General features: G+C 63.2%; 13 protein-coding genes. 8 read left to right on the top strand and 5 right to left on the bottom strand.

The genetic code is table 11. The features are described from left to right. Positions 1-6: 6 nt before the first annotated feature. The 6 genes from KW568_RS24315 to KW568_RS24340 all read left to right on the top strand — a co-directional run bounded on the left by KW568_RS24315 (position 7) and on the right by KW568_RS24340 (position 7,525). Positions 7-1,446, top strand: coding sequence for an alginate O-acetyltransferase (locus KW568_RS24315; protein ID WP_019752509.1), 1,440 nt, complete (start codon positions 7-9; stop codon positions 1,444-1,446). A gap of 8 nt (positions 1,447-1,454) precedes the next feature. Continuing rightward, entirely contained in the window at positions 1,455-2,558 is a 1,104-nt protein-coding gene (locus tag KW568_RS24320) for a mannuronate-specific alginate lyase (protein ID WP_004577144.1), read from the top strand. Between the two features lie 182 nt (positions 2,559-2,740). Beyond that, the gene (locus KW568_RS24325; RefSeq protein ID WP_173881112.1) at positions 2,741-4,198 is read left to right on the top strand and encodes an MBOAT family protein; all 1,458 of its coding nucleotides are present in this window, start codon (positions 2,741-2,743) and stop codon (positions 4,196-4,198) included. A gap of 11 nt (positions 4,199-4,209) precedes the next feature. Then, positions 4,210-5,367: an alginate O-acetyltransferase gene (locus KW568_RS24330; RefSeq protein ID WP_060546536.1), complete on the top strand. Its 1,158-nt coding sequence runs from the start codon at positions 4,210-4,212 to the stop codon at positions 5,365-5,367. Between the two features lie 20 nt (positions 5,368-5,387). Then, entirely contained in the window at positions 5,388-6,035 is a 648-nt protein-coding gene (locus tag KW568_RS24335; RefSeq protein ID WP_003251744.1) for an alginate O-acetyltransferase AlgF, read from the top strand. A gap of 35 nt (positions 6,036-6,070) precedes the next feature. Further along, the gene (locus tag KW568_RS24340) at positions 6,071-7,525 is read left to right on the top strand and encodes a mannose-1-phosphate guanylyltransferase/mannose-6-phosphate isomerase (RefSeq protein ID WP_233690289.1); all 1,455 of its coding nucleotides are present in this window, start codon (positions 6,071-6,073) and stop codon (positions 7,523-7,525) included. 38 nt (positions 7,526-7,563) lie between these two features. Here the strand turns inward: KW568_RS24340 and KW568_RS24345 are convergent, their stop codons facing one another. Further along, positions 7,564-8,016 (bottom strand): hypothetical protein, encoded by a 453-nt coding sequence (locus KW568_RS24345; RefSeq protein WP_259537021.1) that lies wholly within the window; start codon positions 8,014-8,016, stop codon positions 7,564-7,566. A 169-nt stretch (positions 8,017-8,185) separates the two neighbouring features. Between KW568_RS24345 and KW568_RS24350 the strand changes: the two genes are divergently transcribed. Together KW568_RS24350 and KW568_RS24355 are read left to right on the top strand one after the other, a co-directional pair. Further along, positions 8,186-8,650 (top strand): hypothetical protein, encoded by a 465-nt coding sequence (locus KW568_RS24350; RefSeq protein WP_003251738.1) that lies wholly within the window; start codon positions 8,186-8,188, stop codon positions 8,648-8,650. Positions 8,651-8,771: 121 nt separating this feature from the next. Next, positions 8,772-9,584, top strand: a complete 813-nt coding sequence (locus tag KW568_RS24355; RefSeq protein ID WP_003251736.1) for an SDR family oxidoreductase — start codon at positions 8,772-8,774, stop codon at positions 9,582-9,584. 398 nt (positions 9,585-9,982) lie between these two features. Here KW568_RS24355 and KW568_RS24360 read toward each other — a convergent pair whose 3' ends face one another. From KW568_RS24360 to KW568_RS24375, 4 genes are all read right to left on the bottom strand, one after another. Further along, the gene (locus tag KW568_RS24360; RefSeq protein ID WP_003251734.1) at positions 9,983-11,437 is read right to left on the bottom strand and encodes an efflux transporter outer membrane subunit; all 1,455 of its coding nucleotides are present in this window, start codon (positions 11,435-11,437) and stop codon (positions 9,983-9,985) included. Next, positions 11,434-12,495, bottom strand: coding sequence for an HlyD family secretion protein (locus KW568_RS24365; RefSeq protein ID WP_003251732.1), 1,062 nt, complete (start codon positions 12,493-12,495; stop codon positions 11,434-11,436). The genes KW568_RS24360 and KW568_RS24365 overlap by 4 nt, the downstream gene beginning before the upstream one ends. 28 nt (positions 12,496-12,523) lie before the next feature. Continuing rightward, a complete protein-coding gene (locus KW568_RS24370; RefSeq protein ID WP_003251730.1) occupies positions 12,524-14,065 on the bottom strand; it encodes an MFS transporter in 1,542 nt (513 codons plus the stop codon). 135 nt (positions 14,066-14,200) lie between these two features. Next, positions 14,201-15,106: a LysR family transcriptional regulator gene (locus KW568_RS24375; RefSeq protein ID WP_003251728.1), complete on the bottom strand. Its 906-nt coding sequence runs from the start codon at positions 15,104-15,106 to the stop codon at positions 14,201-14,203. Positions 15,107-15,216: the final 110 nt, after the last annotated feature.

Consider the following 15,216-nt stretch of genomic DNA (forward strand, 5'->3'; position numbering starts at 1 on the left):
CAGACCATGACTCCACACCTGATGAAACTGCTGGGCCTGTCCGCCGCCCTTCTGGCAATCAGCCAGGGCGTGCGCGCCGAAGACGTCAAGGCCCCGACCTTCAACGCCGAGCCCTGCTGCCAGTTGTGCCCTGAAGCGCACGATGCCAGCCGCTACACCACCCGCTATCAGCAAAACTTCACCACGCTGGTGCAGGCCCAGGGCGACTGGCTGTTCCGCACCCGCGAAGACCTGCGCACCGAGTTCAACACCACCCCAGCCGGCTACAAACGCCTGCAGCAAGTGCACGACGCGTTCAAGAAACGTGGCGTGGAACTGGTGGTGGTGTACCAGCCGACCCGCGGCCTGGTGAACCGCAACATGCTCAACCCGGCCGAAAAAGCCGCGTTCGACTACCAGAAGGCCCTGGGCAACTACCAGGCCATGCTCAAGCGCTTCGCCAGCATGGGTTACAACGTGCCCGACCTGTCACCGCTGACCAACGAGCAACTGGCCGCCGCTGACCAGGGCAAGGACTTCTACTTCCGTGGCGACCAGCACTGGACGCCGTACGGTGCCGAGCGCGCGGCGAAGATCGTGGCCGACACCGTGCACAAGATGCCGGCCTTCGAAGGCATCCCGCGCAAGGAATTCGAGACGAAGAAGTCCGGGCGCATGGGCAAGACCGGCACCCTGCACAACGTTGCCGGCCAACTGTGCGGCACCAGCTACGCCGTCCAGTACATGGACCAGTTCGCCACCGAGCCGAAAGGCGCGAGCGGTGGCGACGACCTGTTCGGTGACAGCGGCAATGCGCAGATCACCCTGGTCGGTACCAGCCACAGCGGCAAGAACTACAACTTCTCGGGCTTCCTCGAGCAATACATCGGCGCCGACGTGCTCAACGTCGCTTTCCCAGGCGGTGGCCTGGAAGGGTCGATGATCCAGTACCTGGGCAGCGAGGAATTCCAGAAGAACCCGCCGAAGATCCTGATCTGGGAATTCTCCCCGCTGTACCGCCTGGACCAGGAAACCATCTGGCGGCAAATCCTTGGCCTGCTCGACGACGGCTGCGACGACCGCCCGGCCCTGATGAGCGCCAGCGCCACCCTCAAGCCTGGCAAGAACGAGCTGATGGTCAACGGCAAGGGCGGCGTGATCAAAGACCTGATCAACCGCAACCTGCAGATGGACGTCAAGTTCGAAGACCCCTCGGTGAAGGTGTTGCAGGCCACCCTCTGGTACCTCAACGGCCGCCATGAGGACATCAAGCTGGAAAAACCGGAAACCTCCGACACCGACGGCCGCTTCGTCTTCCAGATGCGCGAAGACGAGGACTGGGCCAGCCAGAGCCTGCTGGCGTTCGAGGTACAAGGGCCGGAAAGCGGCACCCAGAAGGTCGAAGCCAAGCTCTGCAAACGCAACAACTTCGCCGTGCCTGCGCAGACCGCGCAGGCTGGCCAGTGAGGCGACCCATGACCATTTTCAAGCGAATTTCCAGCCCCGCCCTGCTCGCGTTGGCCTTGTTTGGCGGTGCCGCGCACGCCGCGCTGGTACCGCCGCAGGGTTACTACCAGGGGATCGAAAAGCTCAAGACCGGTGAGGGTAACTTCCGCTGCGAAGCGGCGCCCAAGCCATACACCGGCCCGCTGCAGTTTCGCAGCAAGTACGAAGGCTCGGACAAGGCACGGGCAACGCTCAACGCAGCCTCGGAAAAGGCCTTCCGCACGTCGACCGAAGACATCACCACGCTGGAGAAAGGCGTGAGCAAGATGGTCGGCCAGTACATGCGCGACGGCCGCCCGGCGCAACTCGACTGCACCCTGACCTGGCTGGGTACCTGGGCACGCGCCGGTGCATTGCTGTCCACCGACTACAACCATACCGGCAAGTCGATGCGCAAATGGGCGCTGGGCAGCATGAGCGGTTCATGGTTGCGGCTGAAATTCTCCAACTCGCAGCCGCTGGCGGCACACCAGGCCGAGGCCGACCTGATCGAAAAATGGCTCAACCGCCTGGCCGAGCAGACTGTGCGTGACTGGAGCGACCTGCCGCTGGAAAAGATCAACAACCACAGCTACTGGGCGGCCTGGTCGGTCATGGCTACCGCCGTCGCCACCGACCGTCGCGACCTGTTCGACTGGGCCGTGAAGGAATACAAGGTGGGCGCCAACCAGGTGGATGACCAAGGCTTCCTGCCCAACGAAATCAAGCGCAAGCAGCGCGCGCTGGCCTATCACAACTACGCCTTGCCGCCGCTGGCGATGATTGCCAGCTTCGCCCAGGCCAATGGCGTCGACCTGCGCGCCGAGAACAACTTCGCCTTGCAGCGCCTGGGTGAAGGCGTGCTGGCCGGCGCCCGCGATCCCAGCCACTTCAAGGCGCGCGCGGGCAAGAAACAGGACATGACCGACCTCAAGGTCGACAGCAAGTACTCCTGGCTTGAGCCCTGGTGTGCGCTGTACCACTGCGTCGGCGACACGCTTGAGCGCAAGCACGACATGCAGCCGTTCAACAGCTTCCGGCTGGGGGGCGATGTGACCCGGGTCTATGACCCGAGTGCAGAGCGTAAAAAGTAACACCATCCCTGTAGGCGCGGGTTTACCCGCGAAGAGGCCGGGCCTGCCATCTGCGGTGCCTTGTGCCGGCCTCATTCGCGGGTAAACCCGCTCCTACGGGGGACTAGGTATCTCCCACCATTTCGTGGGGGGTTTGGGGGGCGCTTTGCCCTGGATGCTGTGAACAAATTAGGAGAACCGGGATGGTCTTCTCGTCCAACGTGTTCCTGTTCCTGTTCTTGCCGATCTTCCTCGGCCTGTACTACTTGAGCGGGCAACGTTATCGCAACCTGCTGCTGCTGGTCGCCAGCTACATCTTCTACGCCTGGTGGCGGGTGGACTTCCTGGCACTGTTCGCCGGCGTCACCCTGTGGAACTACTGGATCGGCCTGAAAGTCGGTGCCGCCGGTGTGCGCACCAAGCCGGCGCAGCGCTGGCTGCTGCTCGGCGTGGGTGTCGACCTGGCGATCCTCGGCTACTTCAAGTACGCCAACTTCGGCGTCGACAGCCTGAACGCGATCATGACGTCGTTTGGCCTGGAGCCATTCATTCTGACCCACGTGCTGCTGCCGATCGGTATCTCGTTCTACATCTTCGAGTCAATCAGCTACATCATCGACGTATACCGCGGTGACACCCCGGCTACCCGCAACCTGATCGACTTCGCAGCGTTCGTGGCGATTTTCCCGCACCTGATCGCAGGCCCCGTGCTGCGCTTCAAGGACCTGGTCGACCAGTTCAACAACCGCACCCACACGCTGGACAAGTTCTCCGAAGGCTGCACCCGCTTCATGCAGGGCTTCATCAAGAAAGTGTTCATCGCCGACACCCTGGCCGTGGTCGCCGACCACTGCTTCGCCCTGCAAAACCCCACCACGGGCGATGCCTGGCTCGGCGCCCTGGCCTACACCGCACAGCTGTACTTCGACTTCAGCGGCTACAGCGACATGGCCATCGGCCTGGGCCTGATGATGGGCTTCCGCTTCATGGAAAACTTCAAGCAGCCCTATATCAGCCAATCGATCACCGAGTTCTGGCGGCGCTGGCATATCAGCCTGTCGACCTGGCTGCGCGACTACCTGTACATCACCTTGGGCGGTAACCGCAAAGGCACCTTCAATACCTACCGCAACCTGTTCCTGACCATGCTGCTGGGCGGCCTGTGGCACGGTGCAAACTTCACCTACATCATCTGGGGCGCCTGGCACGGCATGTGGCTGGCCATCGAGCGCGCGCTGGGCCTCGACACCAACCCGCAGCGCTTCAACCCGGTGAAGTGGGCCTTCACCTTCCTGCTGGTGGTAGTCGGCTGGGTGATCTTCCGCGCCGAAAACCTGCAGGTGGCCGCCCGTATCTACGGCGCCATGTTCAGCTTCGGCGACTGGCAGCTGTCGGAGCTCAACCGCGCCCAGCTCACCGGTCTGCAGGTGGCCACCCTGGTCATCGCCTACCTCACCCTGGCGTTCTTCGGCCTGCGCGACTTCTACCGCAATGCCAGGCCGACGCCCAAGGCGACCCCGGTGCAGGTCAACGCTGACGGCTCGATCGGCCTGGACTGGACCCGGGTGATGACCCGCGCACTGATCCTGCTGCTGTTCGTCGCCTCGATCCTCAAGCTTTCGGCGCAAAGCTACTCGCCGTTCCTTTACTTCCAGTTCTGAGGTTGATGACCATGACCCGGACATTACGCATCACCTATTCCCTGTCGTTCCTCGGCCTGCTGGTCGGCATGGGCGCCTGGTCCACCGGTGGCCTGCAGAGTTTCCAGCGCACCGAGCAGATGACCCTGCTCAACGGCAAGCTGGCCAAGGCCGCCGAGACCCACTACGACGCCGAGTTCCCGATCAAGCGCCTGGGCACCAACCTGTGGGCGGCCATGGACTTCAAACTGTTCAACGAAGGCCGCCCAGGTGTGGTACTGGGCCGCGACCAGTGGTTGTTCAGCGACGAGGAGTTCAAGCCCACCGCCGGTGCCGAGCAATTGATGCAGGAAAACCTGGCATTGATCCGTGGCGTACGCGACACCCTGCAGCAACACGGTAGCCAGCTGGTGCTGGCGATCGTGCCGGCCAAGGCACGGGTCTACGCCGAGTACCTGGGCAAAGAGCGGCCTGCCAGCCTGCATGACGACCTGTACAACCAGTTCCATGCCCAGGCACGCCAGGCCAACGTGTTCGCACCGGACCTGATGGCACCGATGGAGCAGGCCAAGGCCCGCGGCCAGGTATTCCTGCGTACCGATACCCACTGGACGCCTATGGGTGCCGAAGTGGCGGCGCAGGCGCTGGCCGAAGCGGTCAGCCGCCAGAGCCTGCTCAACGGCGACCCACAAGCCTTCATCACCGAAGCCGGCAACACCGCCCCCTACAAGGGCGACCTGACCAACTTCCTGCCACTGGACCCCTTGTTCAGCAACCTGCTGCCGGCCCCGGACAACCTGCAGAAACGCACCACCCGGCCGGTCGATGCCGAGGGTGACGCCAGCGACGCGTTGTTCGCCGACAAGCAGATCCCGGTTGCACTGGTAGGCACCAGCTACAGCGCCAACCCGCACTGGAACTTCCTCGGCGCGCTGCAGCAGGCCCTGCGCAGTGACGTCGCCAACTACGCCGAAGACGGCCATGGCCCGCTGCTGCCGATGCTCAAGTACCTGCAAAGCGATGCCTTTAAAAACGCCGCACCACAAGTGGTGGTGTGGGAATTCCCCGAACGTTATCTGCCAATGAAAAACGACCTCAGCAGCTTCGATCCGCAGTGGATCGCGCAGCTGAAAAACTCCCGTAAATCCGAAGAAAACCTGGCCTTGTCGTCCACCCGGACAGACCACTGACTGATAGAGAGGAAACGCACATGACTACCAAGACTTCCATTGCCAAAGCCCTCACCCTCGCGGCCGGCCTTTCCCTTGCTTCGATGCAGGCCTTCGCCGGTGCCGACGCCGCACTGTATGGCCCAAGTGCGCCGAAAGGCTCGACCTTCGTACGCCTGTACAACGCGACCAGCGCACCCGCCGCCGCGTCGGTCGGCAACACCCAGATCAAACAGGTTGGCGCACAGGCCAGCAGCGATTTCAGCTTCCTGCCAGGCGGCGACTACACCGCCCAGGTCGGCGGCAAGAGCGTGCCGGTCAAGCTGGCCTCGGACAAGTACTACACCCTGGTCAACAGCAACAGCGGCAGCCCGAAGCTGATCGAAGAACCACCGTTCAAGAACAAGCAGAAAGCCCTGGTGCGCGTGCAGAACCTGAGCGACCAGCAACTGACCCTGAAAACCGCCGACGGCAAGACCGAAGTGGTCAAGCCGGTGGCCGCCAACGGCCGTGGCGAACGCGAAATCAACCCGGTCAAGGTCAACCTGGCGCTGTACCAAGGAGACAAGAAAGTGGGTGACGTGAAACCCGTCGCCCTGGAGCGCGGCGAAGCCGCAGTGCTGTACGTAACGGGTTCCGGCAACGCCTTGTCGCCGGTGTGGGTAACTCGCCCCGTGGCTAGCAACTGATTCCCCTGCCTCTCAACGACTATTGGAGAAACATGATGATCCCGGTAATTCTTTCTGGTGGTAGCGGTTCCCGTCTGTGGCCTCTGTCGCGCAAGCAGTTCCCCAAACAGTTCCTGGCCCTGACCGGTGAGCACACGCTGTTCCAGCAAACCATCGAGCGCCTTGTATTCGAGGGCATGGACACCCCGATCGTGGTCTGTAACAAGGACCACAAGTTCATCGTCCAGGAGCAACTGGCCGCACTGAAGCTGGAAACCCAAGGCATCCTCATGGAACCGTTCGGCCGCAACACCGCGCCGGCCGTGGCCATGGCTGCCATGAAGCTGGTCAACGAAGGCCGCGACGAGCTGATGCTGGTGCTGCCTGCCGATCATGTGATCGAGGACCAGAAAGCCCTGCAACGTGCCTTGGCCTTGGCCACCGTGGCCGCCGAGCGTGGCGAGATGGTGCTGTTCGGCGTGCCGGCGACCAAGCCGGAAACCGGCTACGGCTACATCCGTTCCAGCCAGGATGCGCTGCTGCCCGAAGGCGTGGCGCGGGTTGCGCAGTTCGTCGAGAAGCCCGACGAAAAACGCGCGGCCGAGTTCGTCCAGGCCGGTGGTTACTTCTGGAACAGCGGTATGTTCCTGTTCCGCGCCAGCCGCTTCCTCGAAGAGCTGAAAAAGCACGACGGCGACATCTACGATACCTGCGTACTGGCGCTGGAGCGCAGCCAGGAAGACGGCGATGTGCTGAGCATCGACGAAGCCACCTTCGCCTGCTGCCCGGACAACTCCATTGACTATGCGGTGATGGAGAAAACCCAGCGTGCCTGCGTGGTGCCGATGTCGGCCGGCTGGAGCGATGTAGGCTGCTGGTCGTCGCTGTGGGAAGTGCACGAGAAAGACGACAACGGCAACGTCACCAAGGGCGACGTGGTGGTTCAAGACAGCCGCAACTGCATGATCCACGGCAACGGCAAACTGGTGTCGGTGATCGGCCTGGAGAACATCGTGGTGGTCGAGACCAAGGATGCCATGATGATTGCCCACAAGGACAAGGTCCAGGGCGTCAAGCAGATGGTCAAGACCCTCGACGAACAGGGCCGCACGGAAACCCAGAACCACCTGGAAGTGTATCGCCCGTGGGGCTCGTACGACTCGGTGGACATGGGCGGCCGCTTCCAGGTCAAGCACATCACCGTCAAGCCGGGCGCCAGCCTCTCGCTGCAGATGCACCATCACCGCGCCGAGCACTGGATCGTGGTATCCGGTACCGCCGAGGTGACCTGCGACGAGAACGTGTTCTTGCTGACCGAAAACCAGTCGACCTATATCCCCATCGCTTCGGTGCACCGTTTGCGCAACCCGGGCAAGATCCCGCTGGAGATCATCGAAGTGCAGTCCGGCAGCTACCTGGGCGAGGATGACATCGAGCGCTTCGAGGATGTGTATGGGCGCACGTCCACACCCATCGAGCGCGGCGTTTCGGTGAAGACCATCGCGCAGTAAATGCTGGCTCGTCCCTGGGCTGACCAGGGGCGAGCTGCTCATTCAAGGGTCGGGGCTATGACGGAGATGTCGAATGGGCCACCCACCACCCTGAAAGGTCGCTGCAAATCATCCTCCCCTTCAAATTCGAAGGATTCAGCCCTGATGCTTGTGGCGGTCATCTCGAGTTTCCGGATACGTCCGGATTTCGCATAGCCGCCATAGGTTGTGCCGCGCTTGTGAACAAGCGCCCGGTTCGCCTCCCCCCCGATAACGACATCCCGCACGCCCGCCTGTAACTGCAGGTCGAAGTCAATGTAGACGTCCGCATCATCGGCCTGCCCCTTGTACGCATACAACCACGCGTTTTGTTCAGTGGTCCCGAAATCCACGCCCTGCGAAACGAAATCCTCTCTTTGACCCGCAAGGCTGATGATAGCCGTAACAGTGCCCTTGGCAGGCGCTTTTTTCATTTCTTGCACAGGTTTTTGCTCAACCGATGTGTCACTCATGGCCATGCTCCTTTTGATTAGGCATGGCGGAATCTAGAATGGATGTACCCTTTCCACTACTCGCAGTATTGCCAGGTCTGGCTTCTGGCATAGTTGCTCACCGGTTACCTGACCGCTGGGTTTTAGATAGGCTGTAGCCATCCCTGCGCGCGAATGAGGCGATTACGCGATGCTGATCGGTGCCCTGCTGATCCTCACCTGGCTGGTGTTGTTGTTGCGTTACCCAGCCAAGGCTCTTCCCATCTCCCTGGCGGCCGTGTTTGGCCTGGGCCTGGTGGCCTTGTTCGTGGTCTGGCAAGACAGCCGCGAAAGCAGTCGACTGGCACGCCTGGACCTGCGCCTGACCTACGCCCCCGAACACTGTCCCGCCGACCGTGCCCTGCAGGTACGCATGAAGAACGGCAACGACGTGCCGCTGACCGAACTGCGCTGGCGCGTGGCGGCGTACGCACCGGGCGATACCGTGAACCTGGCCGAGAACACCTACAATGCACCGCGATACCGAGGGCCAGGTGAATTGCAGCCGGGGGCCGAGTGGCAAGACTGCCTGCCATTGCCGCCGCTGCGTTCCGGCTATCGGCCGCAGACCCTGGAATTCCGGGTAGAGCACCTGCAAGGTACATTTGCCAATTGATGTGTTGCCTATGCCGGCCTCTTTGCGGGTCAACCCGCTCCTGCAGGGTGTAGGGGCAGGTTGACCCGCAAAGAGGCCGGCACAGGCAACAACCAATCCTCCATGACAACAGGCCCCTACCATGCCCACCGTCCTGATCACCGGTTGTTCCAGCGGCATCGGCCGCGCCCTGGCCGACGCCTTCCGCGATGCGGGCCACCATGTCTGGGCCACCGCCCGCAAGCCTGAGGATGTCGAGCAACTGAGTGCCGCCGGCTACACGGCCCGGCAGCTGGATGTAAACGACGGCGAGGCACTGGCCCGCCTGGCAGAGGAACTGCAAACCCTCGATATCCTGATCAACAACGCGGGTTACGGTGCCATGGGCCCACTGCTCGATGGTGGCGTCGACGCCCTGCGCCAGCAGTTCGAAACCAACGTCTTCGCCGTGGTCGGCGTTACCCGGGCGCTGTTCCCGCTGCTACGCCGCTCACGCGGTCTGGTGGTGAATATCGGCAGTGTATCGGGCGTGCTGGTCACGCCATTCGCCGGCGCGTACTGCGCCTCGAAGGCGGCTGTGCATGCCCTGAGCGATGCCTTGCGCCTGGAGTTGGCGCCGTTCGGTGTGCAGGTGATGGAAGTACAGCCGGGTGCAATTGCCTCGCAGTTCGCCAGCAATGCCCAGCGCCAGGCTGAGCAGGTGCTGGCGGTCGACTCGGCGTGGTGGCCTTTGCGTGAGCATGTGCAGGCGCGGGCGCGGGCATCGCAGGACAAGCCAACGTCGGCGGCGGTATTTGCCCAAGGCGTGCTGGCAGCAGTCGGCAAGTCGCCGGCGCCCGCAGTGGTACGTTTGGGGAATGGCAGTACAGCCTTGCCGCTGATGGCACGGTTGCTGCCGCGGCGGTTGCTGGACTGGGCGCTGCGCAAGCGCTTTGGCCTGCTGCGCCCGCTCTGAGTGATCGCCTGCCTGTACCCGCGAAAGGGCCGGGCCTGCAGGCCAATTTTCACCCGCCGTTCACCGTTGACGCTGCTACCGTATTCGCGGGTAAACCCGCTCCTACACAGATTGGTGGTGGACACACATCGGTGGTTGGACACAGGCCGCCGTGTAGGAGCGGGTTCACCCGCGAAGAGGCCGGCCCTGCTGGCCAATCTCCACCCGCCGTTCACCGTTGACGCTGCTACCGTATTCGCGGGTAAACCCGCTCCTACACAGATCGGTGGTGGACACACATCGGTGGTTGGACACAGACCGCCGTGTAGGAGCGGGTTCACCCGCGAAGAGGCCGGTGCAGCCTGCAAAGAATAAAGCCATGGACCGCAATCCACCCCTTCAAACTCTGTGCTTCCTCCCTAGCTGTGAGCATTCGGCAGCTGCTCGTCAAACGCCTGCCAGCCACCGCCCAGTGCCTTGTAAAGCCCCACCAGCGCCTGCGACACCGCCGCCGAGCTGTCGATCCATTGCTCCTCGCTGGCCAGCAGCGCGCCTTGCACCGTCAGCACATTGAGAAAGTCCACCGCCCCTTCCACATACTGGCGCTGGGCGGTTTCCAGGGCGATACGGTTTTGCCGCACGGCCTCGGCAAGGTGATCACGGCGCAACTGACTGGCGTTGTACAGGCGTAGCACATCGTCGATTTCATGCCAGGCCCCCAGCACCACCTTGCGATAGTTCAGCGCGGCTTCCTGCTGTTGCGCCTCGCGCAGTTCCAAGGTGCCCTTGAGCCGGCCGCCCTCGAAAATTGGCAGCGACATCTGTGGACCGAAGGCGAACCGGCGCGAATCCCAGCCACCAAAATCCGACAGCTGCATCGCCTGGAAGCCGACACTGCCCGACAGGCGGATACTCGGGTAGAAATCCGCCTTGGCCACGCCAATGCTGGCAGTAGCGGCATGCAGGCGGGCCTCGGCCTGGCGGATGTCCGGGCGGCGCTCGGCCAGTTCGGACGGCAAGCCGATGGCAAACTTCTGCTGCGGCGCAGGCAGCTCGCCGCCTGGCAGCAATTCGGCCTGGAGGCTGCGCGGCGGCTCGGCAGCGAGCAGGCTGAGGGCATTGATCAGGTCATCACGCCGCGCTTCCAGGCTTGGCAGGCGCGCTTCGATAGAAGCGACCTGGGCGCTGGCCTGGGCCACATCCAGGCGTGTGGCAACGCCTTCGGCCTGGCGGTCCTGGGACAGCTTCAGGCTGTGCCGGGCGACCCTGAGGTTATCCTGCGTCACATCGAGGGTGTGCTGCACGGCACGCAGCTGGATGTAATTGCCGGCGGTTTCCGAAAGCAGTGCCAACAGCACACCGCGGCGGTCATTCTCGGCCACTTCGACCGTGGCATCGGCAGCCTCGACCTGACGCCGCACACGGCCCCACAGGTCCAGTTCCCAACCGGCCACCAGGTCGCCCTGCCAGAGGTTGAAGGCTTCTTTCCCGGCTTTGCCGGACGGATCGCTCAAGCCATCGGCGCTGTTACGAGCGCGGCTGTAACCGGCGTTCACGTCCACCGACGGTACTTCGTCGGCAGCCAAGGTACTGCGCAGGGCACGGCTTTGCAGCAGCCGCGCGCTGGCCATCTGCAGGTCGAGGTTGCGTTCGGCAACGCGCTGGATCAAAGCGCTCAGGCGGGCATCGTGGAACGTTTCCCACCAGCGCAGTTCAAGCGGTTCGGCCTGCGGCTGGCTGGCCGCCGCCTCGCCTTGCAGCGGCGCCCACTGCTGCGGGGCCTGGCTATCTGGGCGCAGGAAATCCGGGCCCAGGGTGCAACCGGTCAGCAGCACAGCCAGCAGCAAAGGGCTCAAGCGTAATCCCGGTTTCATCGCGCGCTTACCTCTTTGCCGTCCAGCTTGTCGCCACGCGTGTCGATGGTGGCTTCGACCGACATGCCCACACGCAGGCGGGTGAGCAGTGGCTGGCCATCATCGAGAACGATCTTGACCGGAATGCGCTGCACCACCTTGGTGAAGTTGCCGGTGGCGTTGTCTGGCTTGACTGCGGCGAAGGTTACGCCGGTAGCCGGGGCAATGCTTTGCACATGGCCTTGCAGGGTTTCGCCGGAGAAGGTGTCGACGCTGATGCGCACCGGCTGGCCCGGCTGTACGTGGGTCAGCTGGGTTTCCTGGAAGTTGCCGACCACATAGGCCTGCTGCAACGGCACCACCGACAGCAGGCGAGCGCCCGGGTTGACGTAGGCCCCCACGCGCAGGGCGCGTTCGCCGACCATACCGTCCACCGGCGCTGTGATGCGGGTGTAGGACAGATCGAGCTGGGCCTTTTCCAGGCCTGCTTCGGCACGCTTGAGCTGGCCATCGGCGCTGGCCACTTGAGCCGTGAGGATGTCTACCTGCTTGCGCGCCGCCACCCGCGCAGCTTGAGCGTTGGCCAGGCGAGCACGGGCTTGATCGACCGCGCTGCGCGCCTGCTGGGCGTTCTGCACGGTGCCCGCGCCCTGCTCGGCAAGGCGGCTGTAGCGGTTGACTTCATGGTCGGCGAACGCCGCTTCAGCCTGGGCCGCCTTCACTGCCGCTTCGGCCTGGGCAATCAGCGCGTCCTGGCGTTCAAGCGTGGCGCGGGCATCGGCGCTTTGTGCCTGGGCTACCAGCAACTGCGCCTGCGCAGCATCCAGCGCGGCCTGGTAGTCACGCGCGTCGATGGTCGCCAGCAACTGGCCAGCCGTGACCTGCTGATTGTCTTCCACCAGCACTTGCTTGATGAAACCGGCGACTTTGGGCGCGACCACGGTGTAGTCGGCGGTCACATAGGCGTCATTGGTGCTCTGGCGGTGATCGCTGCCAAACATCCAGGGGCCGACGATGCCGGCCAGGACGGCCACGGCCAGCACCGAGCCGATGAAAAGGGTTTTGCGGTTGTTGGTCATTTCAATGGTTCTCGAAATCATCCAGGGCTCAAGCCACCGCACGCGGTGGATAGACCCGGGTAGGCACGAAAGGAATCAGGCAGATCAGGGCCACGGCGATACAGGCCAGCACCAGATAGAGGTCAGCCGAGGTCAATACCTGCGCCTGGTCGTGAATGCGCTTGGCCAGGCCAGCGGCGTTGCCGTCGACCAGCGGGGCGTTGCCCAGGCTGTCCACCAGGTGATTGGAATGGAAATGCCGGCGCAGGGTGCCAAGAACATCCAGCAGGCCACCGGCGATGACGGCGGCCAGGCCCTTGACGGTGTTGAACCAGCTGGAGGCGAACGGGCCCTCCTGCGGGGTCATGCCATTGGTGGACAGCATCAGCAATGGCAGCACTGCCATCGGCTGGCCGAACACCTGCAGCAGGTAGAACGGGTAGAAGTCGCCTCGGATCCACTCGCTGGTCAGCAGGCTGCTGCCAACACAGGACACCGCCAGCATCGCCAGGCCAATGCCCAGCACCCAGCGGCAGTCCACTGCGCGGATGTTGCACAGTGCCGCCGTCAGCGGCAGGGCGATCAGTTGCGGCATGGCCACCAGCATCATCAACGGGCTGGTCTGCGCTGGGCGGTAGCCCTGGATCTGCGCAAGGTAGGCCGACGGGATGCTGCCCACACCCGAGAGCACGATCAGCACACCGGCCAGGGTCACCAAGGCGAAACTCAAGTTGCGCCGCTGCAACAAGCGCAACTGGAAAAACGGCAACGGCTCGGACCACTCGTTGTACATGAACAACACCAGCAACAGCAGGCCACCGCCCAGCAGCCAGCAGATCAGCGGCGAGTCGAACCAACCCCAGCGGTCGCCCAGCGACAGGCCCAGCACAGTGCAACTGATGGCGGGCAGGCCCAGCAGTACGCCCCGCCAGTCGAACTGTTTGAAACGCTCCAGGCGCAGCGGGTCCTGCGGCAGCCCCCAGCCTACGCAGACCATGGCCAGCAGCGAGGGCAGGATGATCTGCCAGAATGCCCATTGCCAACCGACGTATTCGGTCCACAGCCCCGCCAGTGGCGTGCCGAGGTTGGGGCCGAAGGTGGCGGTCAGGGCGTAGCAGGCCAAGCCATAGACCTTGATACCTGGCGGCAAAAAGCGCAGGGCCACGCTCATCAACATCGGCGGCAACGCGCCAGCGGCAAAGCCCTGCAGTACACGCAGCAACATCAGGCTGTGCAGGTTGGGGGCGAACGGTTGCAGCAGGCCAAGCACGGCGAACAGACCAATAGCGCTCATGGTGAAGCGGCGCAGCGAGAAGGTCGTCGCCAGCCACGGCGCAAAGGCCATGGCCGAGACCGAAGCGGCGCTGTACACCGCCAGCAACCAGGCACCTTCGTCGGCACCGATGCCCAGGGCGCCGCGGATATCGGCCAGGGAAATCTTGGTTACCGACTCGTTGAGGCCGGCGCACAGCACAGCCAGCAATACACCGAACAACCCGACCACTACCTGCAGGCCGAACGCCGCCTGCACGGGCGCAGCCGGCGCGGGGGCGGCGGCAATGGCGGCAGACGGGGCGGACAGGGAACTCATGGGCAGACATCTCCGGCAACAAATTTGCGACTGGAGCAAGTCTAAAAAGGTCGAATGCTTACGAAAACTGACTTGTTGGCAGTTTTATATTGCGTCAAACGCAATCGGGCAACGGATGCGCACGTGCCATACGCCTCAAGGGTCCATCCTGCCGCACGCCTTCAACGTCTGCCGCAGCCAGCGATGGGCCGGGTCGTTATCGAACCGCGGGTGCCATGCCTGCATGACATTGACCTTTTCCAGTGGCACGGGGATCTCGAAGGACCTCAATGGCAGTTTCAGCCTGTTCACACTGTTCAGGATATTGGCGGGTATCGGCAAGATCAGGTCCGAGTCCGGCAGCGAAAACATCGCGGAGTGAAAACTCGTCGTGATCAGCGCTACCCGGCGCTCCACCTTGTAATTGGCCAGTGCCACGTCGATAGGCCCATTGGCACGGCCACGGCGTGACACGCTGATGTGCGGGTAGGCGGCGAAGCGCTCAGGGGTGATCTCGTCATCGAAAACCGGGTGCCCTTCACGCGCCAAGCCCACGAAGTAGGTGTTGAACAGGCTCTGAACCTTGATTTCGGGGCCCAGTTCAATGGCTGAACTGATGATCAGGTCGATTTGCCCATTGCGCAGCACCGCATCATCGTCGCCGCTGCCCTCCGGCACAAAACGCAGCACCGTATGCGGTGCCTGGGCCAGCATCATGCGCAACAACTGAGCGCCATACAGGGCGATGAACAGGTCATTGGTGCGGATGTTGAAGGCACGGTCCAGGTTCACCAGGTCGACATCGTCGCGACTGCGAAATACCTGCCCGGCCTGCTCCACCAGGCCATGCACCTGCTCGCGCAAGGCCAGCGCACGCGGCGTCGGCACCAGGCCACGGCCGGCCCGCACCAGGATCGGGTCACCCAGCGCTTCGCGGATACGCCCCAGGGTCCGGCTCATGGCGGCCGGGCTCAGGTTCATGCGTTGCGCCGCGCCAACCACGCTGCCCTCGTCGAGCAAGGCATCGAGGGCGACAAGCAGGTTCATGTCCGGAAGTTGCATTGCCGTTTTCCGTTACAGCTGTGGGAAATGTGATGGTATCAGGTTGATGGATTGCACCGGACGCAATGCGCTTGTGCGTGGTGGGCCATTTATTCAGGGAAAGGATTGGG

The sequence above is a fragment of the Pseudomonas sp. HD6515 genome, from assembly GCF_024971855.1.
GTDB classification, from domain to species: Bacteria; Pseudomonadota; Gammaproteobacteria; order Pseudomonadales; family Pseudomonadaceae; genus Aquipseudomonas; species Aquipseudomonas alloputida.